The sequence below is a fragment of the Lentibacillus jeotgali genome (assembly GCF_000224785.1).
GTDB lineage: Bacteria > Bacillota > Bacilli > Bacillales > Amphibacillaceae > Lentibacillus > Lentibacillus jeotgali.
Map to the genome: position 1 here is coordinate 542,955 of NZ_AGAV01000005.1, position 26,142 is coordinate 569,096.

Genomic DNA, 26,142 nt, shown 5'->3' on the forward strand with positions numbered 1-26,142 from the left:
GAACGATTCCCGGGCGATTTAAAGCGCTCGGGGATTTTTTTATCTCTGTACTTAGAAACAATAGTGGAACATGAGCAGAAGAAGAGGAACATCAGCTAACAAATGAACCGGTGCCCGCGATGTGGACACCGGTTCTTATTCTAGTTTCTTGGTCCTTTCCCATTGCTTTCATTTCCGTTATTGCCTTTGAATTTACCATTGGCTTTTCCTTGTGGCCCCATGACCACATCCTCGGTGACATTTCCGGCGTTGTCAGTGGCTGTAATGGTTACGACCTGACTCGGATGGATACCGTCCAGCTCCAGTTCGGTTTCCTCCGTCATGACGATCGGATCCTGTCTATCAACCTGAACTTCCCATTCGGCAACGCCATTCTCATCAGACACTGCCAAATCAACTTCGCGCTGTCCGCGGTTGATATTAGCATCTACCTCGGGTCCGGCCGTATCAACAGTGATTGGCAGTTTAATAGATTGCTGCTCTGCACCGTCAAAGTTGATGACCCCTTCAGCCTGCAAGAAATACTGACCATCCGGGGCAGGTTCATCCTCGATGGTGCCATCCCATGTGCGTTCCGGATCAAGCGAGTAGGTTGGCACCAGCCCACCGTCATAATAGTTTTTCCGTACGTAGTCTTCTTCGGTCAGTGTTTCGACAACATGACCGTCAGCATCGAGTACATTGAAACTGACTTCCTTGGCGTTTCTCAGGAAGGAAACAACGAGCAATGCGCTGTCAAGCTCGTCATCGCCATTTGGCGAGATGACCGCCTCTCCCTCAAAGAATCCATACTCGCCATCACTAAGTTCTGTTGCAATACCGGTCATGCCATAATAAGATGATTCATCTGCCGAATCAAAGATTGGCGCGTCATCCCATTCACCCTTAAAGCCAACATACGGAACACTCAGTGTTGGATTCGTATCAGTTGGATCAGTCAATGTTACGAATCCTTCGAGCCAATATCCGTTTGTGAACGTGGATTTCAGGTCCTTATCAAATTCACTGACGTTGATCGTGACTTCAAATGTCGTTTTGCCGTTGGCAGGGACTTCGATTGTGTTATTGTCCACTGATGCAGCACCGTCAAGCTCTTGTGCAGGGAATTGGTTCGGGGCTGTCACAAGAACGCCGCCACCATTAGCAGGTGTATCAGTCTGGGCATTGGCCTCAACGTCATATGTCACCGCTTCATCTGTAAAATTTTCCGCTGTCAATTCAAAGCTGACAGTATTGCTGGTTACTTCTCTCAACGCTACTTTTGCTTCACCTGTGTCGGAATTGGATACAGCAACAGGCGTTGACAGAGCGGCGTGCAGCTGCATGACCCCGGTACCCTGACGGCGAGGTGAAACAGGTGCACCCTGAAAGTCTACGGTCTCACTCGTATTCATCATCAGTTTCTTAGCCAGATTGACACGGTTAGCACCTTCATAGCCAAATTCCTGATCAATCCGTTCCAGTACTAATGCACCACCACCTGATACATGCGGGGCTGCCATCGATGTACCACTCTTAATGCCATATTCGCCATTGTTGAGCGTGGAATAGATTTGGCCGCCCGGTGCTGTAATCTCCGGTTTAAAATCAAGGTTAGGTGTTAACCCCCACGATGTGAAAGCACTCATTTTTCCTGCTTCAGGATTTACAATTGACGTTTTGTCCCCATGGAAGGCAACTGTCGGATTGTCACCGTTGGCAAGAGCCTCAGCAAGCTGTTCCCCATCCGTTTTCGACAAGGAAAGCTGTGGAATCTCAATCGTCGGGTCAGATGCCATATTGATCATTCCGTCTGTGTTGTTGTAAACAAGCACACCAGCTGCACCGGCGTTTTGTGCATTCAGCGCTTTATCGACAAAGGACAATTCACCGCGCTGTACTAGGGCAAATTTCCCTTCCAGATCTTTTCCTTCATAATCTTCCGGATAACCCAGCCCTGCATCGACTAATCCAAATGAACTGCCGTCAGCAGGCGGGTCTGTCTCACTGGCTGACAGGAATCCGAACGTTCCGGTTTCACCATCGATAGTGTATTCAAGTGCATCAACTTTCATCAGGCTGTTTTCATACGATGCCACTTGCAGCGAGTCATCAGCGACCCCAGGTGACCCGGTGACACCGTAATCCGGGTTAGAGGCGTATGGGTAAAAAAACCCTTCTCCAAACTTGTTGGAGTTGCCGGCAGAAATCGACATTAACACACCATTATCAACAGCGCGTGTGACAGCCTGCTGCTCGGGGGCTTTATCGTTTACAAATCCGGCAGGGGACCCCAGGCTCATGTTCAGCACGTCAGCACCTAGTTTAATCGCATCATCAATCGCTTTTATGTAAACATCTCCGTAAGTTGACTGGGATTCCGGATCATTGCCAAAAACTTTCAGGTTTAATAGCTGTGCTTCCGGAGCGATACCCAAAATGCCGTTATTGGATTCATCCCCGTTTGCACCAACTGATCCGGCCACGTGAGTACCATGGGATGATGCACCTGGAAAGTCATCCGTGTACTCATGGTTTTCATCCATATAGTTATAACCATATGGCACTTTTTCTGTGTAATAGCGCCCGGGAAGATTTTCTTCTGCAATCGTTTCATTAACGTCATCTTCGGTCAGCTTTACATCGGTATCGCCTGAGAGCATCATATCCTGGTGTTCGTGGTCAATACCTGTGTCGATCACACCGACAACCATGCCTTCCCCTTTAAAACCATAGTCACGCCACGCCTGCTGCGCTTCAACCAGCTTTTTACTGTTTACCATATCAGGTTCAGCAATCGGCTGTTCATATTCATTGGCGATCGTCACTTCTTTGACGTTCGGGATCTTCTCAATGGTTTCAAAATCTTTGTATTGCACTTCGACACTGAAACCATTCATGACCGCGTTAAATTCCTGAATCGGCTTGGCGTTGACATCTTTGCCTTTCATAGCCTTTTTGACGCCTTTTTTCTTAGCCTTTGCTTCGTTCAGAAACTGCTTCTTTTCCGAGACGCTCAAGCTGCCAAACTTAACGCCTTTTTCAGTTGCCTTTTCGATTGGGGCTTCACCTTCAACTTCAACAATCGCGCGCACCTCTTCTTCTGGGGCGATTGTCGGCTCCAAATCTTCAGCTTTCAGGTTGTTCCGCTGCAGTTCCGGCTTCGACGCCAAATCGCCCGATGCAAAGGCCACTTGACTAAACGCCATTAAAAAAATAACAAGCATTACTCCAATACGCTTAAGCATGTGCTTCCCCCTCATGTATTATTTTGTTTTGGCATCAAACGATCCAATTCGCCCCTTTCTGTCAAATTTCTATGCCTAAACACTAATTATGATAGAGAATTCCAAAAATTTACACAAGGGTAAAAAGCAATGGGTATTAAGACCTATTATCTGTAAATAACAGTTTTCCTGGACGGGTTAGCTTTGATATTTGCTGGAATCTCTGGCGGACAATATTAAATTGCTTTTTGATATAATGACATAATCTAGTAGATTTTGTTTTACATATATCTGTACTTATCGGGAGAGAATGATTTTGGCACAAAATAGACAAGCAATGCAGAAACATAATAATATATCTCGCTGGGGTCTGTTGATTGGAATCCTGGTAATAGCTGCTAATTTGCGGGCGCCTTTAACCTCGGTAGGGTCACTGCTGTCCGCTATCCGTGAAGATTTGCAAATAAGCAGCACCCTCGCTGGAAGCCTTACAACCTTGCCGTTGCTCGCCTTTTTTGCCGTATCGCCATTTGCATCCACCATTGCAAATCGCGTTGGCATGGAATGGACGCTTTTTTACTCATTTATTTTATTAACCATTGGGCTGATCGTTCGTCCTTTATCTGGCATAACGTTATTGATATCAGGGACGATTATTGTTGGGGTGGCAATCGCATTTGGAAATGTGCTGTTGCCTGGTTTGATAAAAATGAAATTTCCAATGAAAATTGGGCTACTCACTGGTTTATATGCGGTATTTATGAATATTTTTGGTGCGCTGGCTTCGGGGTTAAGTTTACCAGTGTCACGAATTTCCGGATTTGGATGGCAGGGCTCATTAGCATCCTGGGCGATATTGTCGATTGTTGCGTTAATGGTTTGGTTTCCGCAACTTAAGAAGAAAGCAGATTCACTGAAAAGTACAGACTCGAAACAAGCTGCAAATAATAAGCTTTGGAAATCATCTTTGGCATGGAATATCACCGTGTATATGGGAACACAATCAATGATCTTTTTCACAATGATTTCATGGCTGCCGGATATACTGACAAACAGTGGCTATTCATCGAATATGGCTGGGTGGATGCTTTCGCTCATGCAGCTGGCTTTCATTCCATTCACATTTATCACCCCGCTTATCGCTGAAAGAATGGCAGATCAAAGATTGTTGACTGCTATTACTGGAATATTGGTTCTAATCGGCTCCGGCGGACTTATGACCGGAAGTGCAGTCATGATCACCATAGCCGTTATATGTATCGGTGGAGCCTGTGGTGCGGCGTTCAGCTTATCGATGATGTTTTTTAGCTTACGGTCAAATGATGGGCACGAAGCATCCAGAGTATCCGGTATGGCCCAGTCACTCGGCTATTTAATTGCAGCGGCCGGGCCGATATTATTAGGCTTTATATATGATATAACAGCCAATTGGACTCTTCCGATTGCAATCGTGGGAATGGTCGGTTTTATTTTAATTGTGACAGGAGTGAAGTCTGGGGCGGATAGGAAGATAGTGAGTACCGAATGAGTAGGGGAGATCCAGGCCAAACTATGCACGGAGGTGTTTGAAATGGCTAAAGACAAAAAGAGAAAAGACCTTGTCAGTGATGAGCAGGCAGTACGGAAGGATCTTACACGAAAATACGATCATGAATTTGCCAATGAGCCGTTGACTGAAACGGAAAAGGCAAATAATAAGAAAACAAAAAAACGGCAGTAAGTAGTCATTAAGAGGAGTGGTTTGGCCATTCCTCTTTATTTGACGAGTTAATCCCCTTTTTTGCCCTCTCATTTAGAAGCATTCTTGATTCATGGCATTTCTGACTCAAGTGAAGAAAAGTGACAAATTTTGCAGCATTATGTATAATTGGGTTCAGCGAATAACTTAATAGTTTGGGTACAGGTGATTTCAATTTGTGAAATCTTAAAAGGGAAGCTGCTGAAAATCCAGCGCGGTCCCGCCACTGTAATTGCGAGCTAGCTGTGACAACCACTGTACATGTGAATGTATGGGAAGGTGCGGCAAGTGATGACCATAAGCCAGGAGACCTGCCTGTTGCCTATTGTGCACCAATGCCTACGGGGAATAGGAGGGGTGTAAAGGGACAGGTTTATAGTGCTGCTCTTTTACATGGTCATCTTCATTTCTCGTGAAGATGTTTTTTTATTTTGGCAGTTAAGAAAGTATAAATACTTCCTTACTGCATAAGGGCAACTAAGGCTTTCGCCATAAAAGCTTGGCGATAAGCCAAGTTTTCTAATACAGCATATAAGGGGGAATTAACGTGAAAAAGGTTTTATCATTTATACTATTACTAATGGTTACACTGGGGCTTCTAGTCGGCTGTGGTTCCGGCAGTTCTGATGCAGGAAATGAGGCCGGGAGTACAGACGACAATGCAGAACAAACAGAAACGCAGGAATCAGCTTTTCCGTTAACGGTAACTGATGCGTCAGATAATGAAATGACGATTGATGAGAAACCAGAGCGAATCGTTTCCTTAATTCCAAGTAATACCGAAATTGCGTTTGCACTCGGATTGGGGGATGAAATCGTCGGTGTCTCTGATCATGATAATTATCCGGAAGAAGTTAAGGAAAAGAAGAGAGTAGGCGGTATGGAGCTGAATGTGGAAGTTATTCTCAGCCTGGAGCCGGATCTTGTGCTTGCCCATGCTTCCGGTGCGCATAACTCTAAACAAGCATTACAACAGATCCGCGATGCTGGCATCAATGTATTTGTTGTACAGGATGCTCAGAGTATCGAAAGCACATACGAAGCTATTGAACAAATTGGCCACATTACGGGTACGGATGAAAAAGCGTCGGATATCGTCGGCAATATGAAAGAGGAATTTGCGGCACTAAGTGGAAAAACGGAGGCCATCAGTGATGACGACCGTAAATCTGTCTTTTTTGAAGTAGCGCCTGCACCGGAGATGTTTACGGCGGGAAAAAATACATTTTTTGATGACCTCCTCCAGGTTATTAATGCAGGTAATGCAGCGAAAAAACAGGACGGTTGGGTTCAGATCGACCCTGAGGCCATTGTGGAACTTAACCCGGATGTCATCATAACGACGTATGGCGGTTATGTGGACAACCCGGTAGAACAAGTTAGGAATCGTGATGGCTGGGGGGACATGACGGCGATTGAAAAAGAGCAGGTTTATGATGTGCCGTCTGATATTGTAAGTCGTCCCGGGCCTCGGTTAGTAGAAGGCGCAAAGGAGATCGCTGAAGTTGTCTATCCGGAACTTTTTGAAGAATAATTATGTATTTGCCTATGTGCTGGCATTTGCGTTTTTACTTGTATCGATGCTAACGGGTATATCCGTTGGAAGTGTATCTGTTCCTGTATCAGATATTGTCAAGATTATTGGTGCACACGTTTTTCGCTTACCGATAGCTGATCAGGTCGATTCAACGAATATGAATATTGTTTCGCAAATTCGACTGCCCAGAGTGCTGCTTGCCGGTCTTGTCGGGGCTTCTCTTGCGATTGCGGGAGCGGCTTTTCAGGGTTTGCTGCGAAATCCATTGGCAGATCCGTATATTTTAGGAGTCTCTTCCGGTGCATCTGTTGGGGCAGTGGCAACATTATTTTTTAACATATCAATTCCTTTTCTGGGACTTTATACGCTGCCGGCATTAAGTATAGCGGCTGCTTTAATAACCATTTTACTTGTGCTTTTTTTCGCTAGAAGAGTAGACCGGACGATGCGGGTGGAGACGATTATTTTAACGGGTATTGTCTTCAGTTCTTTTCTGGGAGCTTTTATATCGTTAATTATTGCGTTAACGGGTGATCAGCTGCAGCAAATCATGGGGTGGCTGCTTGGCAGTGTATCGATGAGGGGATGGAGTCATATTGGAATTATTGTGCCGTTTTTTATCTTGGGGGCTTTGCTGCTGTTAGTGAACACCAGCGAGTTAAATGCGATGTCATTCGGAGAGGAACGGGCACAGTATCTCGGTGTTGATGTCGAAAAACGGAAATTGGTGATTCTTGTGGCCGGCTCAATCTTGACTGGGGCGGCAGTGGCCGTTTCGGGAGCAATCGGCTTTGTTGGGTTGGTCATTCCTCATTTAACAAGGCGGCTGTGGGGGCCGGACCATGTGCACCTGCTTCCTCTGTCCATTTTAACCGGAGCCGGATTTTTAATGCTGACGGATCTTATATCACGAACGATTATATCGCCAAGGATTCTGCCGATTGGGGTCATCACGGCATTAATTGGCGCTCCGATATTTGCAATTATATTAATGAAACAGCGAAAAAGCACTTGAATTAGCGAGTTTTGCATCGAGTAACACGACGATGCAAAACTCGATCGAAAACGCGTGCAACTCGATCGAAAACGCGTGCAACTCGATCGAAAACGCGTGCAACTCGATCGAAAACGCGTGCAACTCGATCGAAAACGCGTGCAACTCGATCGAAAACGCGTGCAACTCGATCGAAAACTAACGCAGCGCTATCAAAAACGGGGGCTGCCGAGGAGAGGAGGGATGTCATGCTAAATCTTGAACATGTATCAGGCGGCTATGATGGGGAGTCAGTTATTCAGGATATCAGTTTTTCCGTTTCACAGGGCGAATTTTTTGGTATATTGGGGCCGAATGGGAGCGGTAAAACGACTCTGCTGAAAATGATCAGCGGCTTAATCTCCTGCACTTCCGGTTCCGTCCAGGTGGATAACAGAAGCATAGATCATTTTTCCAGAAAAGCACTGGCGAAGAAAATGGCTGTTCTCCCTCAGCTTACAGCGCATGCGTTTTCATATACGGTGAGAGAAACAGTGGCCCTTGGGCGGTATGCGCATCATCAGGGTCTTTTTCAAAGGTGGACGCCTGAGGATGAACGTGTACTTTACACGGTTATGGAGCAGACGAATATTACGGTATTTCAACATCAGGCAGTTCAGGAGCTGTCAGGCGGGGAGCAGCAGCGGGTATTTTTGGCCCAGGCTTTGGCTCAGCAGCCAGGTCTATTGCTGCTTGATGAGCCGACGAACCATCTGGATTTGGCTTATCAAAAAGATTTGCTGGATCTGCTGAAAAAAGGGGCGGAACAAGAAGGGTTAACTGTCGTTTCTATTTTCCATGACCTGAATCTTGCAAGTCTGTACTGTGACCGGCTGCTGTTGCTGGACAAGGGCCGGGAGCGGGCAATACATACACCTGATGGCGTGCTGAGTGAGAGATTGATCAAGGAAGTTTATAAAACGAATGTGACCAAATATCCACACCCGACAGTCGCTAAGCCACAGATGCATTTACTTCCGGATAAAGCAGAATGTTCAGCAGAAGCGGTCATGATTGGTCCGTCGATGTTAACCATTAAGCAGGAGCATATCACTTTAACTTCACCAATCCCGTTACGTACATTATCATCGGGCGTGTGTGGTGCCGGCATTGGCTGGAATAGTGCTTTTGTTAATCGTCATGTGCCAAAGAATTATGATTGTTCTGATCCAGAAGGGGAGATGCATGATTACCTGGAAAAAAACGGATTTAATATGGGGATGACAGTCGGTATGATGACAGCAGTTCAACTCTCTGATGCTGCTTATAGCCTTTGGGAAAGAGAACATGTCTCTCTCTTCACTGTTGTGACTGCCGGGGTAGGAAATGCAACAGACGGTACACAATCAGTCGGGGCGTCTTATCCCTTAACTCAGGGGACAATCAATATTTGGCTGTTTGTCAATGGGCACTTAACCGAAGAAGCATTTATCCAGGCGGTTATGACGGCAACGGAGGCCAAGGCCCAAGCGTTAAGGGAGCTGGACATTCGAGATAAGCGGACGAACACCATCGCAACTGGCACCTCAACAGACAGTATTCTGGTGGCTGCCACGCAACAGGGCGAAACACTGTCATATGCAGGAACAGCGACAGTACTTGGTCAATTGATTGGGGAAAGTGTCTACACGGAAACGAAAAAAGCGATCGAGCGAAGTCAGGCGGGTTAGCCGATGCTCCTTTATCATTTAATCAGCATCACACTGGCTCTCATAATTGACCGGATGATTGGGGATCCACCTTCGTGGCCGCACCCTGTACGCTGGATTGGATCGTTTATTGCCTGGCTCGAGTATCGTCTGAATATAGGCGGGCAAAGAAAGGCTAAAGGCGGTATGCTGCTGATTGCAGTGATGCTGACAGTATTTTCTGTGACAAGTCTTCTCGTGTGGGCAGCATATCATATTCATTCCATAGCCGGAGTTGCGGTGGAATCAGCCATCATCGCGACAACGATTGCGCAACACGATTTAAAAAAAGCTGCGATGAACGTTTATCACCCATTAAAAGACGGTGATATCACAGCTGCCAGACTGCAGGTTTCGATGATTGTCGGTAGAGATACGCATAAGCTGAAAGAAAGCGGGGTTACCAGAGCGACTGTCGAAACCGTTGCTGAAAATATCAGCGATGGTATTACCGCGCCATTATTCTGGGCATTATTCGGCGGCACCCCGCTGGCGATGGTGTATCGTGCTGTGAATACGTGCGACTCGATGGTTGGGTACAACAATGAACGGTATCATGATTTCGGCTGGGCATCAGCCCGGTTTGATGATATGGTTAATTGGCTCCCAAGCCGCATCACCGGTGTTTGTATGATAGCCGTCTGTTCATCCTCATTTTTGACGAAAAGGCAGGCGTTGCACATGCTGAAAACAGAGGCTGCTAAGCATCCGAGTCCGAACAGCGGCTGGGGAGAGGCAGCCGTTGCACTTCTTTTGGGTGTTCAGCTCGGGGGCACAAATTATTATCAGGGAATCAAATCAGAACGGGCCGTTATGGGACTGCCGCAAAAAGACTTGCAAAAGGGGCATATACAGGGAGCCATTACAATCATGGAACGATCAGTTGGGCTTTTTTTAATACTTTTATGGATAGGGGGAGGATGTTATGCAATTGCCAGCACATGGCTCTAATCCGGATCATTTGTTTAGGGCTTTGGGGATGGATAAACCTGCAGAAATGGTGGACTTCAGTGTGAACATTAATCCATTGGGCGCACCTGCTTCTATCAAACACCACTGGCAAAGCTGGCTGGGGGATATTGAAGATTATCCAGATCCATCAGCCGTGGAACTGAAACAGACTATTGCCGCTCATGAAGGTGTAGCAGAATCTCATTTGCTGCCCGGCAATGGTGCTTCTGAACTCATTACGTTAATCGCTCGTTATATCCACGGAAAAAAGGTGCTGATCATTCACCCGGCTTTTTCGGAATATGCGTCTGCCTGCAGGAATGAAAATTGCAGCATTTTTTATCATGTTGTTCATCCGCCAAACTGGCAATTAGAAAAGGCAGCATTGCAACAGGAAATCGATGCCGTTGATGCTGTCTTCTTTTGCCATCCCAATAACCCGGCAGGTGTGCAATATGACCGGTCGACCATCAATTGGCTGATTGATGCGTGTAGGCAGTCTAAAACGCTGCTCGTCATCGATGAAGCGTTTTATGATTTTGCATCGAATCCTGTCACGTCCATTCAACAAACAGGCAGATCTCCATACTTACTGGTCCTCCGATCACTTACAAAGATGTATAGTATTGCAGGGCTGCGCCTGGGATTTTTGGCGGGTCAGCCAGAACTTCTATCAAAAATCAAAAAGACCCAGCCACATTGGAGTCTCAATGCCATTGCTTTAGAAGCTGGAACGCTGTGCTTGAATGACCGCCGGCACAGCACACGGACCAGAACGTATATAAAGGCAGAAAGAATGCGGTTATTTTCTTTCTTCAGGGAAAACGGGTTTCTGCACAGCCCATCAGCAGTGAATTTTTACCTGATCAGAGACCCTGCACTGGACGATCAGCAGGAATTGTTCATGTATTTATTGCGCAAAGGACTTGTATTGCGGCATACTTATAACTTTCCCGGTCTTGAAGGGACGTGGCTTCGTGCGGCTGTTAAAAAGGAAGGGGAAAACAATCTATTAATGGAGGCGCTATCCGAATGGAAACAGGAAAACTGATATTTGTCACAGGCGGTTCTCGGAGCGGAAAGACCTCATATGCGGAGAAGATGGCTATCGATTTAGGACAGGACTTGGAGGCAAACCTGCATTATATTGCATGTAGTGATTCTATTGACATGGAGATGTCGGAACGGATTGCCCGCCACAGGAGAGATCGGGAAAACGCACCCGTTCACTGGGAGACCTGGGAATGTCCGTATAACGTGCAGCGTATTGCCAGGCATTTTTCAAAACGGGATATACTCGTTTTGGATTGCGTGACAACCCTTCTGGACAATTATTTATATGAATTGATGATGAAGGAAGCTGAATGGTTGATTGATTGTCTATTCGACGAATTAACCAGTCTTCAGGAAGCTTCCTCAGTGCTAATTGTTGTTTCTAATGAAGTGACACAAGAGGTCCCCTTTAAGGAACAATTAATAAAAAAATATCAGTACATACTTGGTAGCCTTCATCAAAAGATCGTTTACCAGGCGGATACGGCCTATTTGGTCGAAAATGGACTCCCGATTTGCAAGAAAGGAGCAGCGGAATGAGAGGGGTTATGATTCAAGGAACAGCTTCAAATGTTGGGAAAAGTCTTATCACAACCGCTCTGTGCCGCTTGTTTGCTGAAAGGGGATATGCTGCTGCACCATTCAAAGCACAGAACATGTCTAATCGTACAATTCAAACGGAAGATGGAAAAGAAATGAGTGTTGCACAGGCTCAGCAAGCTGAAGCAGCCGGTCTTACGCCGTCCGTATGCATGAATCCGATTGTCTTAAAACCTTCTGAAGATCATCGGACAGAGGTGATTTTTATGGGGGAAACCATCAGTACAATTAATGGCGATGATTATCAAAAGATCTATTATAATGAAGCAAAACAAACAATCCAATCGGCACTAAAGCAGTTGGACAAGCGGTATGACCTCATTTTTCTCGAAGGAGCAGGCAGTCCTGTGGAGATGAATCTGAAGGAGCGTGACCTTGCCAATATGGCTGCGGCCGAGATGGCGGACGTTCCGGTTATTCTGGTCGCCGATATCGACAGGGGAGGCGCTTTTGCGAGTATCGCCGGAACACTGGCATTACTGACAGCGGAAGAGCGAAATCGGGTAAGGGGGCTGATCATTAATAAATTTCACGGCGATGTAGCCTCGTTTGCTTCAGGCAATGAGTGGCTTGAGGCTTATACCGGGATCCCTGTTTTGGGTGTCGTACCATACATCGAACATGACCTTGCTGAGGAGGACGGTTTAAGTACCCCGGAATTTTCCAGTGACGATGTAATGGATAAAGAAGCTACATATGAAAAATTAGCAAAACATGTGGAAAAGTATTTGGACTGGCGTAAACTATTAACAATCATGCTGGGTGAAGCACATGTTCACTAGTTTACGGGGCATTTTTACCGGGATGGCCATCAACCTGCAGCTTTTCACAAGCATTCCCATCAATCGTGAGCTTCCGATGAACCGTTTCTATCTGGCATATGCGTTACGGACATTCCCGCTCCTCGGATTACTGCAGGGGGTCATCTATACAGCTATTTTGTTTGTACTTATGTCTTACATGCCTTTTTCTGACGTTATAACTGCGCTATGTTTATGGCTGGTACTGATTTTTCTATCAGGCGGCATTCATCTGGATGGTCTCATTGACACCAGCGACGCCTATTTTTCGTATCGGGATCCCGAAAAGCGGCTGGAAATTATGCAGGACCCCCGTGTCGGTGCATTTGGCGTATTGTCGATTGTCATATTTCTTGGCGTGCGGTTTGTAATTCTTTATGAATTGATCACCATGGCACACCCCTGGACATATTTAACGGTCATGCTGATTCCGTTTCTTGGGAAAATGCTGATGGGCACCTATTTGCAGGTTTTGCCGGAAGCTCGAAATAGTGGGATGGCTCACTTTTTTAAACAAGGTGCGAGCCGATCATTCTGGCTGGTTTATGGGGGCTATTTAATTATCATTGGTATATTGATAGGGCTGTTAAATATTGAATTATTGGCAATCTATTTGATTCTCGTAAGCTGTATGATCGTTATAGGGTTTATAATCGCCGGGAGAATTGTGAAGCATTTTGGCGGTATATCGGGCGATACATTAGGGGCGACCTCAGAAGGGATGGAGCTGGTGTTATGGATTGTTATGTGGCTGTTACACTCTTTCGCCATGGTGTAACAAAAGCAAACCTGGAAAAAAGATATGTTGGGTGGCGTGATCCACCGATAACGCGTGAGGCATGTAAAAGGTTAAAAGTGATGGAAAGCGATATGCCAAACTTTGACCACTGTGTATCCAGTGATTTAACCCGCTGCAGGCAAACAGCTGACATCCTTTGTCCAAGCATGCAGACCGTGTTAAGTGAAGCATTTCGCGAAATGCATTTTGGCCAGTGGGAATTGAAAACATATGCGGATCTTTATCAGGACGAAACATATCAAAATTGGCTTTCGGACCCTTTTTCAGGAAGAATGCCTGATGGTGAAAGTTTTGCCGATATGGAAAAAAGGGTCATGAGCGGCTGGAATTCACTCAAGAAAACCATACATGATCAGGGTTATCAGAAAGTTTTGCTGGTAACGCATGGCGGGGTCATCCGCTCTTTATTAACAAAGCTGGCTGATGAGACGAAAAGTTTTTGGCAATGGCAAATCCCACACGCGAGCGGGATCAGACTTTGCTGGACATACCATGACTGGAAGGAGGATGGCCGATGCACTTTATTACAGGCGGTGCCTTCAACGGCAAACGGAAATGGGTGAAAAAACACTATGATGCGAATCATCGCTTATGGCTGAGCGCCTATAACGCAGATGCGCTAACGAAACCGTCACATGAAACGATGCCGGATTTAGTAGTGTTGGAAGGTCTTGAAAAATGGATTTATACGCAAATCGATACAGCGCTCACACCTGATATTCATCGTCAAAATATAATCAATCAAATTAAGCATTGGCTGGCATGGGAAAATGCCGACAGCCACCGAAAACTTGTGATCATCGGCACAGATATTTCCAAAGGGATAGTACCAACGGATAAAAGGAATCGGCTGTGGCGGGATATAACCGGGTGGATCTACCAGGATTTGGTGACACAAGCCGACCGGGCTGATGTGATCTGGTATGGCATCGAACAAACGATAAAGCACAATGAATTTTAAGAGGAGGCTTTTACATGAGGCTTTATACAAAATCAGGCGACAAAGGGCAGACAAGTGTCATTGGTGGAAGATTGGATAAAGACGACATTCGCGTTGAGGCTTACGGCACAATTGACGAGGTGAATTCGTTTGTCGGAAAGGCGATTTCGGAATTGGATAAGGATATTTTCCCGGATATTGTCGCAGACCTTGAGAAGGTTCAGCATGAGTTGTTTGACTGCGGCTCGGAATTATCGAATATTAAAGAAAAACGCGACCATAAATTGACCGAAGAACCGATTACTTACCTGGAAGACAAAATGGATGAATTGATTGATGAGGCACCGGATTTGGAACGGTTTATATTGCCGGGCGGCTCAGATGCCTCTGCCTCGATTCATATCGCCAGAACAGTGACACGCCGGGCTGAACGCATGATTGTATCACTCATGAAAGCGGAAGAGGACATCTCACCTGTTCCATTAAAATATGTCAATCGTCTGTCGGATTACTTTTTCGCAGCTGCACGCGTCATTAATGCCAGATTAGATGTTCCGGATGTTGAATATGCACGCAGCGCAAAGGTATTCCGTGGAACCAACAAGAAGAAACGGGATTAATAAGGAACTAATCCGGGATGAATAACGTTGTTGTACTGCCTTTGACGGCTGGACAAGAGCTCGTCATTGCCTCGGATAACAATGGCGCCATTGGTGAAAAAACGCGTGATGCAGTCCGTACATCGAATAGCGTTGTGGGCTACTTTGCCTGCCGTGTAGCTGTTATGGAATGCCTTGCTGCTGGAGGAGAAGTAAGGGCAGTCGTCATGCAGAATTTTACAGACAATGAGGCCTGGCAGGACTATAAACAAGGCGTGGAACAAGTAATGGAAAAATTAAAGCTGGATCAGATCCCTATTACCGGCAGTACTGAGAGCAATTTTCCCGGCCTGCAATCGGGCCTGGGTCTGACGGTTGTTGGAACGAGAACACTCGCGAAAACGAGCGGCTTCCTGGGCGATGAAGGATTTGCGGTCATCGGGACACCTTTAGTCGGCAATGAAGTGCTTGAACAACCGGATAAAGTCGCACCACTTTGGTTATTTCAGCGTCTGTGCCGAATGGATTCGGTGAACGCATTGCTTCCGGTTGGCTCAAAGGGCGTTGCTGCAGCATGGAGAACCTGGACGGGCCGGTCAAATAAGCTGGATTGTACGGTTGACTTGGAAAAATCCGCCGGCCCGGCTACCTGCTTTTTGATAGCCTACGACAATGGAGATGAAGCGAAAATAAAAGAAGTAGTCGGTTCCTTTTTTTACAGACTGTTACCAGTTGGCGTGGTTGAATCATAGAACATCACCATATAGACGTTTTCAAACAAATCTTTTATAATGGTATTAACACACGTGCCGTTAACTTATAAATGAAGGAAAGAGGGAGGGCGGATACTGTGAGTGATATGGCAAATAATCAAGTGCTGCAGGCCATCAAAGAATTGCAGGATCAAATGAATGGTGGTTTTGAAAAAGTTAATCGACGCTTTGAACAGGTAGATAAACGCTTTGAAGAGGTGGATAAACGTTTTGATGAGGTGGACAAACGTTTTGAAGCAGTAGAAAATCGGCTTGATCGAATGGATGCAAAAATTGACAGAGTTCAAGGCAGCGTTGATTTGCTTGCTAAGAAAACCTGGGACAATGAAAAGGATATTCATTGGATAAAAACTACAATAGGACAAGAATAGCTTGGTGCAGTCTGTAGGGCTGCTTTTTTTATTGAATCCGAAAAGCATAGGGAGGATTTGCATGACTTTCAAGCAATTGGAATCCGAAATATTCAGCATTATATCCGATATTAATTCGCCAATTGGGCTGGTTATCAAAGAAGGGCACCACTCCATAGCAATCAATGAAAGCATGCCAATGCCTGCTGCCAGTGTCATAAAAATCCCGATCATTATGGAAGCGTTCCGTCAGGCTGAAAATAGTGGATTGAATTTGTCTGAAACATTAAGGGTTCCGACCGATGCTAAGGTCGGCGGTTCCGGTGTATTACAGTCTTTGTCAGAAGATGCTTCGATGACGCTGCTCGATGTACTGACACTCATGATCATTGTCTCGGATAATACCGCCTCTAATCTGGCGCTTAAGCGGGTTGGGATTGATAATGTGAACAGGCTTTGCCATGAGCTGCAATGTCATAATACGGAAATCCAGCGCTGTTTTATGGATATGGAAGCAGCCGAAAAAGGTCTGGAAAATACTACAACAGCAGGAGATATGGTCAAATTGCTTGCAGAAATTGCCGCACCTAATCTGTTAAGGAAGGAATCTGCCAATAGCATCCTGCATATAATGACCCAGCAGCAGCTTGCCTCCAAATTGCCTGCTTATCATGTGAACGACGACGTTATCATTGCCAATAAAACCGGAGAACTTGCACATGCCGAGCATGATGTCGGGATTTTCCAGTATCAGGACAGGACGGTTACTGCTGCGGTTTTGATGGTTGGCAACAGTGATCATGTCGCAGCGCAGCACGCAATTGCCCGCATCGGAAAAGTGATTATGGCTTACTTGACCGCGTAAGCATGCAACAATTTTCAGTTCTTCCAATGCGTGATATGATTATTTATAGGATTCTATCAGATAGTTGGGAGCTGAAATTTTGGCTATTTTAACGAATGACTGGGCGCCGGTCATAGCAGATGAATTTGAAAAAGACTACTACCTGGAGCTGCGTTCGTTTTTAAAACAGGAGTATGGGAGCTCCACGGTATACCCGGACATGTATGATATTTTTAATGCCCTGCACTATACAGGCTATGAAAATACCAAAGTCGTTATAATCGGCCAGGATCCGTACCATGGTCCGAATCAGGCGCACGGGTTAAGCTTTTCGGTGAGACCGGAAGTCAGCATACCGCCCTCTTTACAAAATATCTATAAAGAACTGCACGAGGATATCGGGGTCGCGATTCCTGATCACGGGTACCTGGTTGACTGGGCAAAACAGGGTGTTCTTCTGTTGAATACCGTCCTGACGGTGCGCGCTGGCAAGCCGGCTTCCCACCGTGGCAAAGGCTGGGAGCATTTTACAAATGAAGTGATCCGGCAGGTGAATGCCAAACAGTATCCGGTCGTGTTCATGCTTTGGGGACGGCATGCTCAGGCGAAAGAATCATTCATCACAGGGCAGCATCACCTTGTTATAAAGTCACCGCATCCAAGCCCATTTTCCGCACATAAAGGATTCTTTGGCAGCCGGCCGTTTTCACGTGCCAATCAATTTTTGGAAGATGCAGGCCGCACACCCATCAACTGGCGTGTTACGATTCAACCCTAGAAAAAAACCGGAAATTCCGAATAACTATAATCGAAGCATATGATAGACTTGTAAAATGACTGCTGAATTGTACAGCAATTGGCAGTCATTTTTTAGCCAACCCCAGCTGCAGTTTGAATGCTATGTTATTTGGGAACAGGTAGATAAAATTTACTGCAACTGTTTTTATAAACCTTGAAATGGCCATTAGGGTACCTGGAAAGGAGAATATCATGAAAACAAGATCTGACATGCGCATGAAGAAAAATAAGCAAAATCTCATTCTTAATAGCCTTATTGGTGTTGTCTTTATCTTCATATTAATTATTGGAGGGAACATGCTATTTGGTGACAGCAACACCACAAGCGGAACTGAAGATCAGCAAAACAGTGCCGCGAGTGAAGGCGAATCGAACGGCAAGGACAATAGCGTTCAAATTACTGAAGATGAAAATGCTGACGAAAAGTCTGAAACAGCATCCTCTAACCAAGAAGAGAATGCTGATCAGCAAGAAGGTGAGTCCCAGCAGGATGTGCACGAGAATAATGAACAGGGAAACAATAAATCTGAACAGAATGGAAACGACAATGACGACCAAGAAAATCAGGAGGAAAATGAATCGCAGCAGGATGGAAGCGGTCCTAATTCAGAAAATATTGGCGAACCCATCGGCACTTCCCAGACCGGTGAGCATACGTCCAGTTATGATAAAGGTTCAGTAGACTGGAATGAAAAGGTAAAAGCTATTAAAATGGCGACAGGACTGGATGACAGCATGACGCTCTGGCGGCTTGAAGGTGGCGGAGGTCCGCACCAATCAGTCGGCAAAGTCAGTCCTGAAGGTGTACAAGACTGGATGTATGTCGTCAATCTGCAGTGGGTCGATCAAAAAGGATGGAAAGTGACAAGTGTTAATCGACAAAGCCGATGAGGTAAGTTGAATAAAGATACCAGTCCACCTTGAGTTAGAAGCTCAGGGTGGACTTTTATTCTGCAGCGCTGAGCTCAGTCCGTACATCACTAAACGGGCACTTGCACCTTTGTTCGTGGTGAAAGCTAATTGTGACCATTTGAGCGGGAAATTTGTGAACTTGAGCGGAATTTGTGACAACTTGAGCCGATCCGACAATTGCGGGGCCTGATCATTAAATCTTGGTAATACGTTTTATCCTTCCATATCCCGTTTTCGATATCCGATAAAACCAGCAGCGATTATCGCGATGGCAATGCCTGTCAGCCATAACATGTTTTCAGCTTCCATATCAGCAGCGGGCAACTGGGGAACATGTTCGAAGACTGACAGGTTGTTCAGCCATTCCGGAAGTTCGAGCAGGCCGCCGATATACACGGTTACAAATCCATAAAATAAATATAACCAAACAAGCGTAGCTGCTTTTGGAAGCATGCCGATCAGCAATACAGCAAGACCGGTTATGACCCACATGGCAGGTAGGTAGACAAATGCCGCCGAAAAAACAGTGTTGAAGGAAAGCGCGTTATCCATGACCGACAACCCAACAGACCATAGTCCCAAAGCAACAAGCGCCTGCATGATCACACTCACCACAATCGCCAAACCCACATAATTGCTCAACAGATACAGCCGTGAAACAGCACGGCTATAGATGTTTTCAGTCCGGTGTTTGGATTCTTCGCCTTTTATATGCAATACCGCCATAACTGCCGGCACGGTGCTGATCAGTGCCATAATAGCCATCAAAAGCGAAATAAATTGATCTGTTAAGTTGCTCCCCGGACTGTTCGCTAGCATTGCCTCCATAAAGGCCACGTCAGAAAAATAATTTTCCAGATCACCAAGGATAAAACCGAATGACGCGCTCAACAGAAATAGGCAAATTCCCCAGATTAGAAGATTGGTGCGCTGAAGCCGCAAAATCAGACCAAATGGTTTTTGCAGCAAGGATGAGGCATGTTTTCCCCCGCCTTTTGCGGGAACAAAGCCTTGATCAAGGTCGCGAATAGCCTGCAGCCAGAAAGCCCCAAATATTAACACAATGGCAAGAGCGAGAAACAGATAAATCGGCCACCAATGGTTATCAACAAAAACGTTTGTCCTGACGGTCCAGCCGAGCGGCGAAATGAGTGAAAGAACGTCACTGTTCACGTCTCCCACAGACCGCATAAGGTAGGCTGCAATCAGCGCACCAAACGCCAGCATGCTGGTGCCCCGCGCTGTCTCAGCCAACTGAGCGAAAACCGCCGTGAAGCCGGCAAACGTTAATCCGGTTCCGGCTAAAATTGAACCATACAGAAACGAACTTTCCGCATCGATCCCATCAATCCCGAGAGCAGTCAATCCAAATCCGGTGACAAGCGCCAGAATCGCGTTTGCTAATATGATAACAATGATGGCAGCACTCATATAGGCGAGGCGCCCTGCAGGAAGGGAGCGGATCATTTCAACCCGCCCATCCTCCTCATCTGCACGGGTCATCCGTGCGACGAGGAGTATATTCATGATAGCTGCGGTAATGGCAGTGAACAGTAGCATTTCATTCGCAAAAAGAGTCCCTATTGCTGCTGCGTACTCCTTCATGTCATACCCGATGCCGACCATCGCAATCATAGCCGGATTTTCCATTGTCAGCGCAAATGCCTGCTTTGCCTGGTCATCCGGATACATAGTTGGATAAGCTGATGCGGCAGCCAATGTGACACCAATTAGACCGGCCAGCCAAATAAAAAGCTTGAACCGATGCTGACGCAGGATTAACCTGGTTAACTCTAATGTTCCGGTAAACATTTATGTACGCCCCCAAAATTGTAATCTACTCCCTATTATAGAGGTGTATGATCCAATTCACAAAATTAGGCGGGTGAAAATGGAGTGAGGACGTGACATAATAAACCTATTGAAATTGCTGTAACCGTGAGAAAAGCTGCTTTACGAAATCGTAAAACACTTCCTCTGATGGTGACAGTGTTTTTTTCTTTGGTTTAATCATTCCGACCGTTCGATTGACTGCCGGAAGCTCGAGTGGTATTTTAACGGTCATTCTTGGAGTTGATTCATGAAATGTGCTTTCCGGTAACAGTGTGACACCAATCCCTGCAGAGACGAGACCTTTGATGGCGTCAAGATCTTCTCCCTCGGCAGAAATCGTTGGATTAAAGCCTGCTTGTCTGCATGCATCGATTGTTATTTTATTCAGGACATATTCTTCAGGAAAACTGACAAAGTGATCATGTTTCATATCAGTGAGCGATACACTTTTTTTCTCGGAAAAAGGGTGATTAATCGGCAGCAATGCCATGATCTGTTCGGAAAATAAAATGTGGGATTCAACGTCAGGTTCATCTTTAGGGACCGGTCCGAGAAATGCTACTTGTATGTTACCTTTTTTGACGGAATCGATCAGGTAGCGATACGATCCTTGGCGCAATTGAAACCTGGCATTCGGATATTCATCTTTAAAAGCGGAAATCACACTGGGCATCAGGTGATTGGATAAGCTTGTTGGGAAGCCAATTTTGATTGTTCCGCGTTCAGGGTCGAGATATTCATCTATTTGCTTTTTGGCATTGTCAATCGCCTCCATGGCAACCTTTGTATAATCATAAAATGTCTTTCCGATCTGGGTTAATTTAATATTTCTGCCTTCACGTTTAAACAAATCGACTTCAAGTTCATTTTCCAAATTGGCAATTTGCCTGCTTACGGCTGACTGAGCAACATGTAAATGAAGTGCAGCTTCCGAAACGTGTTCCCATTCTGCTACTTCCATAAAATAGCGTAATTGGCGCAACTCCATTCCTATCATCCACCATTCATATCAAGAATCGATTGATTATATCTAAATTATATATTGTTTCGATTAATTTGAAAACCTATAATGACAAATACACAGCAATTACGGAATTGAATGACAATCCTGGGAGGGATGAATGATGCATTACAATCAAATACCAAAAGCTCAGGGTTTGTATCGCCCCGAATTGGAACATGATGCATGCGGCATTGGATTATACGCGCATATGCGTGGTATTCCCACTCATGACATCGTTAAACAAGGACTGCGGATGCTGTGTCAGCTTGACCATCGCGGCGGCAACGATGATCCCACAATGGGAGACGGCGCTGGATTGATGGTCCAGATTCCGGATCATTATTTCCGGCAAGTTTGTCCGGATATAGGTCTGCCCGAAAAGGGCCGCTATGGTGTTGGGATGATTTTTTTCCGGAATGATACGGACAACCGCGCATTTCTGGAGAATGAAATCAATAAGCTGATTGAACAAGAAGGGCAGACGGTTCTCGGATGGCGAACAGTTCCTGTGAACGTTAACACAATCGGTGAAAAGGCGATTGCAAGTTGCCCGGTCATACGCCAGGTGTTTATTGGGGATGATGATACCGCTGGTGAGACAACCGCGTTTGAACGAAAATTATATGTTATCCGTAAACAGGCGGAAAAAATAGCACTAGAACAAAACGAGTCGATTTATTTTCCGAGTCTGTCGAGTCAGACGCTTGTGTATAAAGGTTTGCTGACGCCTGAACAGCTGGAGATATTTTATGCTGATCTACAGGATGAGCGCTTTACATCGGCATTCGCGTTAGTCCATTCCCGCTTCAGCACGAATACGTTTCCGAGCTGGGAACGCGCACATCCGAACCGTTATTTAATGCATAACGGGGAGATAAATACACTTCAGGGGAATAAGAATTGGATCCAGGCACGCGAGAAACAGTTTGTATCGGAAGCGTTTGGCGATGATCTGGAAAAAGTGCTGCCGATTTTGGACACTGAAGGCAGTGATTCGGCGATGCTGGATAACGCGCTGGAGTTTCTGGTACTTGCCGGCCGAAAACCGGCTCATGCTGCCATGATGCTTATTCCAGAACCATGGGCGAATAATCCGCATATGTCGGAGGAGAAAAAGGCTTTCTACAAGTATCACAGCTCGCTGATGGAGCCGTGGGACGGACCGACATCCATATCATTCACTGACGGTAAACAAATTGGTGCGATATTGGATCGTAATGGGCTGCGTCCAGCGCGCTATTACATCACAAAAGACGATCACTTAATTTATTCCTCGGAAGTGGGCGTCATTGATGTTGGGGAAGACGAGGTTCTGTATAAAGACCGTCTCAGCCCCGGAAAGATGCTGCTGCTTGATATGGATGAAGGGCGGATTATCTCCGATGAAGAAATTAAAGAGGAAATGGTTACTGAAAAACCGTATCAAAAATGGCTGAATGAGCAAATGGTAACCATTGATAATGAAGCGGAAGTAACGCAACCTCATCAGTTCGCTGGTTTGGCTAAACGGCAAAAAGCTTTTGGCTACACGTATGAAGACGTCCACAAATATTTAATCCCGTTGATCACAGGTGAGAAAGATCCAGTCGGTGCCATGGGCAATGATGTGCCGCTTGCGGTGCTGTCTGATCATCCGCAATCACTCTTTTCTTATTTTAAGCAGCTGTTTGCGCAAGTGACCAATCCGCCGATTGATGCCTATCGTGAACAGCTTGTCACCTCGACGATGACGATGCTCGGGCCGGTTGGCAATATTCTTCATCCCAATGAGACGAATTGCCGAAGACTTCAGGTTGATACACCGATTTTGTCCAATCATCAGCTGGACTTATTAAAGGCTAACAGCTATGACGGGTTTACAGCCGGGACGATTGACACATTGTTTGACGGCGATTTAGAAGGCGCGTTGGAGCGTATTTTCCAGCAGGCAGACCAATTGATTGCTGATGGCATCAGTATCCTGGTCTTGACAGATAAAAATATGAATTATCAGACACCTGCGATTCCGTCGCTGTTGGCCGTAAGCGGTTTGCATCAACATCTTATCCGCACGGGCATGCGAACGGATGTGAGTATCATTGCTGAAACAGGTGAGGCCAGGGAAGTGCATCATTTTGCGGCATTGATCGGTTATGGAGCGGATGCGATTACGCCATATCTCGCTTATGCGACATTGAATCAGGCGATTGATGATGGCCACCTATCACTCTGCTACCAAGATGCTGTTAACACCTATATTAAAAGCGTGACAGAAGGTATCGTCAAAGTCATGTCCAAAATGGGGATTTCAACCATTCAAAGTTACCGTGGCGCACAAATATTTGAAGCGATCGGTATCAGCAAAGACGTCATTGACCATTACTTCACCGGAACGGCTTCCCAGCTTGGCGGTATCGGCTTGAATACAATTGAAGACGAAGCGCGTATGCGGCACAAAACAGCTTATGAAAATGACGTTGACGTGTCACTGGAATCGGGCAGTGACTTCCAATGGCGGAAGACCGGGGAGCATCATGCGTTTAACCCGACAACCATCCATAAACTGCAATGGGCATGCCGCAGAGGCAATTATGATTTGTTCAAGGAATATTCCACAGCAGCAAACGAGGAACGGCTTAACTTTTTGCGGAACCTACTGACATTTAAAAATCGGCGTGGGATTTCAATTGATGACGTAGAACCGGCCGAGTCGATTGTTAAACGGTTTAAAACAGGCGCCATGTCATTTGGTTCCTTAAGTGAGGAAGCGCATGAATCATTAGCAATTGCCATGAACCGCATCGGCGGTAAAAGCAACAGCGGGGAAGGTGGTGAAGATTCACGCCGCTTTGTCAAAAATAAAAACGGTGATCTGAAGAGAAGTGCCATTAAACAAATCGCATCAGGCCGATTTGGTGTCAAAAGTCATTACCTGGTCAATGCAGATGAACTTCAGATTAAGATGGCTCAAGGTGCCAAGCCGGGTGAAGGCGGACAGCTGCCTGGAAGCAAGGTGTATCCATGGGTGGCTGGTGTGCGCGGTTCAACCCCTGGTGTTGATCTGATTTCACCACCGCCGCATCATGACATTTATTCCATTGAAGATTTGGCACAGTTAATTCACGATTTAAAAAACGCGAATCGAGATGCTCGCATCAGTGTAAAACTTGTGGCCAAAGCCGGTATCGGCACCATCGCATCAGGTGTTGTCAAAGGAAAAGCTGATGTGATCTCCGTCAGCGGTTATGACGGTGGAACCGGTGCTTCGCCGAAAACAAGTATCAAGCATGCGGGACTGCCGTGGGAACTCGGTCTTAGTGAAACGCATCAGACGCTGAAATTAAACGATTTAAGAAAGCGGGTGGTGTTGGAAACGGATGGCAAATTAATGACCGGTCAAGATGTGGTTATGGCAGCCTTGCTCGGAGCCGAAGAATTCGGATTTGCAACAGCACCACTGGTTGTGCTTGGCTGTGTCATGATGCGGGTGTGCCATAAGGATACATGCCCGGTTGGCGTGGCCACTCAAAACCCTGAACTCCGCAAAAAATTCATGGGTGATCCCGATCATGTCGTCAATTTCATGTTTTATATCGCCGAGGAAGTGCGGGAAATTATGGCTGAACTCGGATTTAGAACAGTTGAAGAAATGGTCGGCCGGTCTGATGTTCTAAAAGTCAATAACAGGGCGAAAGCGCACTGGAAAGCACGTGATTTGGATTTATCAGCGTTGCTTCATCAGATTGAAGGGCCATCAACCTGTCAGACAAAACAGGACCACGAGCTTGATAAGTCACTTGATTCGAGGGAAATTTGGCCGGATGTTAAACAGGTAGTTGAACGCAAGCAAAAAGCAGACTTTTCTTATTGGATTAAAAATACAAACCGTGCAGTTGGGACGATTACAGGAAGCGAGATTTCCAAGCGATATGGTGAACAAGGAATGGAAGAAGATTCAATCACATTGCGATTCACGGGCTCAGCGGGTCAGAGCTTTGGTGCTTATGTGCCAAAAGGCATGTCACTCTATTTGACAGGGGATGTGAATGATTATGTCGGAAAAGGCTTATCCGGCGGGAAAATCGTTGTCTCATCGCCAGCCGAAGCAACAAACGCTGAATCCATCAACGTTATTGCTGGCAATGTCGCATTATACGGTGCTTCATCAGGTGAAGCGTATATGAATGGATATGCCGGCGAACGGTTTGCAGTGCGCAACAGTGGTGCGCATGTCGTTGTTGAAGGCATCGGTGATCATGGCTGTGAGTATATGACAGGGGGACGTGTCGTGGTCTTGGGCGACGCTGGCAAAAACTTTGCAGCTGGTATGTCGGGCGGTATCGCTTATGTCTATGCCAAAGACAAAGAAGCATTCAAGCAGCTGTGCAACCAGGAAATGATTGGATTTGAAACACTGTCTGATCCTGCTGAAGAAAAAGAAGTCAGACAGATGATTAAGAAACATTTTCATTATACCGACAGCCAAAAAGCCCAACATGTTTTGGAAAACTGGGAACACTGCATCGGCGATTTTATTAAAGTAATTCCGAAAGATTATAAGAATATGCAGAACACCATACAGACTTATAAAAATGACGGCTTGACAGATCAGGAAGCGGCAATGCGTGCATTTCAAGCAAAAAGTGAGGAAACGGCTCCCAGGAAACCGAAAGAACCGGAAAAAGTATCATTGTAATCCGGGATTC

22 protein-coding genes and 1 riboswitch are annotated in these 26,142 nt (G+C 46.0%); of the genes, 19 read left to right on the plus strand and 3 right to left on the minus strand.

Features of this window, described 5'->3' with window-relative positions; all coding sequences use genetic code 11:
* Positions 1 to 140 precede the first annotated feature (140 nt).
* Positions 141 to 3,227 (minus strand): S8 family serine peptidase, encoded by a 3,087-nt coding sequence (locus ON01_RS05435; RefSeq protein ID WP_010529997.1) that lies wholly within the window; start codon positions 3,225 to 3,227, stop codon positions 141 to 143.
* A gap of 289 nt (positions 3,228 to 3,516) precedes the next feature.
* Here ON01_RS05435 and ON01_RS05440 point away from each other — a divergent pair, with 289 nt between their 5' ends.
* From ON01_RS05440 to ON01_RS18515, 18 genes are all read left to right on the plus strand, one after another.
* Positions 3,517 to 4,734, plus strand: a complete 1,218-nt coding sequence (locus tag ON01_RS05440) for a CynX/NimT family MFS transporter (RefSeq protein ID WP_050901099.1) — start codon at positions 3,517 to 3,519, stop codon at positions 4,732 to 4,734.
* 42 nt (positions 4,735 to 4,776) lie between these two features.
* Positions 4,777 to 4,926, plus strand: coding sequence for a small acid-soluble spore protein O (sspO, locus tag ON01_RS05445; RefSeq protein ID WP_010529999.1), 150 nt, complete (start codon positions 4,777 to 4,779; stop codon positions 4,924 to 4,926).
* Positions 4,927 to 5,090: 164 nt separating this feature from the next.
* Positions 5,091 to 5,277: riboswitch (cobalamin riboswitch) on the plus strand.
* A gap of 214 nt (positions 5,278 to 5,491) precedes the next feature.
* Positions 5,492 to 6,478: an ABC transporter substrate-binding protein gene (locus ON01_RS05450; protein WP_010530000.1), complete on the plus strand. Its 987-nt coding sequence runs from the start codon at positions 5,492 to 5,494 to the stop codon at positions 6,476 to 6,478.
* A complete protein-coding gene (locus ON01_RS05455; RefSeq protein ID WP_010530001.1) occupies positions 6,450 to 7,496 on the plus strand; it encodes a FecCD family ABC transporter permease in 1,047 nt (348 codons plus the stop codon). The genes ON01_RS05450 and ON01_RS05455 overlap by 29 nt, the downstream gene beginning before the upstream one ends.
* A 227-nt stretch (positions 7,497 to 7,723) precedes the next feature.
* Positions 7,724 to 9,184: an adenosylcobinamide amidohydrolase gene (locus ON01_RS05460; RefSeq protein ID WP_010530002.1), complete on the plus strand. Its 1,461-nt coding sequence runs from the start codon at positions 7,724 to 7,726 to the stop codon at positions 9,182 to 9,184.
* A gap of 3 nt (positions 9,185 to 9,187) precedes the next feature.
* Positions 9,188 to 10,153 carry an adenosylcobinamide-phosphate synthase CbiB gene (cbiB, locus tag ON01_RS05465; RefSeq protein WP_010530003.1) on the plus strand — a complete coding sequence of 322 codons (966 nt, stop codon included), beginning with the start codon at positions 9,188 to 9,190 and terminating at the stop codon, positions 10,151 to 10,153.
* Positions 10,128 to 11,204, plus strand: a complete 1,077-nt coding sequence (cobD, locus tag ON01_RS05470) for a threonine-phosphate decarboxylase CobD (protein ID WP_010530004.1) — start codon at positions 10,128 to 10,130, stop codon at positions 11,202 to 11,204. The genes cbiB and cobD overlap by 26 nt, the downstream gene beginning before the upstream one ends.
* Positions 11,186 to 11,746, plus strand: coding sequence for a bifunctional adenosylcobinamide kinase/adenosylcobinamide-phosphate guanylyltransferase (locus ON01_RS05475; protein WP_010530005.1), 561 nt, complete (start codon positions 11,186 to 11,188; stop codon positions 11,744 to 11,746). Before cobD ends, ON01_RS05475 begins: the two co-directional genes overlap by 19 nt.
* Entirely contained in the window at positions 11,743 to 12,588 is an 846-nt protein-coding gene (locus ON01_RS05480) for a cobyric acid synthase (protein WP_010530006.1), read from the plus strand. Before ON01_RS05475 ends, ON01_RS05480 begins: the two co-directional genes overlap by 4 nt.
* The gene (gene cobS / locus ON01_RS05485) at positions 12,578 to 13,384 is read left to right on the plus strand and encodes an adenosylcobinamide-GDP ribazoletransferase (RefSeq protein WP_010530007.1); all 807 of its coding nucleotides are present in this window, start codon (positions 12,578 to 12,580) and stop codon (positions 13,382 to 13,384) included. Before ON01_RS05480 ends, cobS begins: the two co-directional genes overlap by 11 nt.
* The gene (locus ON01_RS05490) at positions 13,342 to 13,968 is read left to right on the plus strand and encodes a histidine phosphatase family protein (RefSeq protein WP_010530008.1); all 627 of its coding nucleotides are present in this window, start codon (positions 13,342 to 13,344) and stop codon (positions 13,966 to 13,968) included. Before cobS ends, ON01_RS05490 begins: the two co-directional genes overlap by 43 nt.
* Positions 13,920 to 14,366: a bifunctional adenosylcobinamide kinase/adenosylcobinamide-phosphate guanylyltransferase gene (locus tag ON01_RS05495; RefSeq protein WP_010530009.1), complete on the plus strand. Its 447-nt coding sequence runs from the start codon at positions 13,920 to 13,922 to the stop codon at positions 14,364 to 14,366. The genes ON01_RS05490 and ON01_RS05495 overlap by 49 nt, the downstream gene beginning before the upstream one ends.
* Positions 14,367 to 14,380: 14 nt before the next feature.
* The gene (locus ON01_RS05500; RefSeq protein WP_010530010.1) at positions 14,381 to 14,965 is read left to right on the plus strand and encodes a cob(I)yrinic acid a,c-diamide adenosyltransferase; all 585 of its coding nucleotides are present in this window, start codon (positions 14,381 to 14,383) and stop codon (positions 14,963 to 14,965) included.
* Between the two features lie 17 nt (positions 14,966 to 14,982).
* Positions 14,983 to 15,696, plus strand: coding sequence for a hypothetical protein (locus ON01_RS05505; RefSeq protein ID WP_010530011.1), 714 nt, complete (start codon positions 14,983 to 14,985; stop codon positions 15,694 to 15,696).
* Between the two features lie 107 nt (positions 15,697 to 15,803).
* Positions 15,804 to 16,088: a hypothetical protein gene (locus ON01_RS05510; RefSeq protein WP_245544984.1), complete on the plus strand. Its 285-nt coding sequence runs from the start codon at positions 15,804 to 15,806 to the stop codon at positions 16,086 to 16,088.
* A gap of 61 nt (positions 16,089 to 16,149) precedes the next feature.
* The gene (locus ON01_RS05515) at positions 16,150 to 16,932 is read left to right on the plus strand and encodes a serine hydrolase (protein WP_010530013.1); all 783 of its coding nucleotides are present in this window, start codon (positions 16,150 to 16,152) and stop codon (positions 16,930 to 16,932) included.
* A gap of 79 nt (positions 16,933 to 17,011) precedes the next feature.
* Positions 17,012 to 17,689 carry a uracil-DNA glycosylase gene (locus tag ON01_RS05520; RefSeq protein WP_010530014.1) on the plus strand — a complete coding sequence of 226 codons (678 nt, stop codon included), beginning with the start codon at positions 17,012 to 17,014 and terminating at the stop codon, positions 17,687 to 17,689.
* A 212-nt stretch (positions 17,690 to 17,901) separates the two neighbouring features.
* A complete protein-coding gene (locus tag ON01_RS18515) occupies positions 17,902 to 18,600 on the plus strand; it encodes a YrrS family protein (RefSeq protein ID WP_010530015.1) in 699 nt (232 codons plus the stop codon).
* 234 nt (positions 18,601 to 18,834) lie between these two features.
* On the opposite strand, the gene ON01_RS05530 is transcribed toward ON01_RS18515, so the two are convergent.
* Together ON01_RS05530 and gltC are read right to left on the minus strand one after the other, a co-directional pair.
* The gene (locus ON01_RS05530; protein ID WP_010530016.1) at positions 18,835 to 20,433 is read right to left on the minus strand and encodes an ABC transporter permease; all 1,599 of its coding nucleotides are present in this window, start codon (positions 20,431 to 20,433) and stop codon (positions 18,835 to 18,837) included.
* Positions 20,434 to 20,539: 106 nt separating this feature from the next.
* Positions 20,540 to 21,442 carry a glutamate biosynthesis transcriptional regulator GltC gene (gltC, locus tag ON01_RS05535; RefSeq protein WP_010530017.1) on the minus strand — a complete coding sequence of 301 codons (903 nt, stop codon included), beginning with the start codon at positions 21,440 to 21,442 and terminating at the stop codon, positions 20,540 to 20,542.
* A 136-nt stretch (positions 21,443 to 21,578) separates the two neighbouring features.
* Here gltC and gltB point away from each other — a divergent pair, with 136 nt between their 5' ends.
* A complete protein-coding gene (gene gltB / locus ON01_RS05540; protein ID WP_010530018.1) occupies positions 21,579 to 26,132 on the plus strand; it encodes a glutamate synthase large subunit in 4,554 nt (1,517 codons plus the stop codon).
* Positions 26,133 to 26,142: the final 10 nt, after the last annotated feature.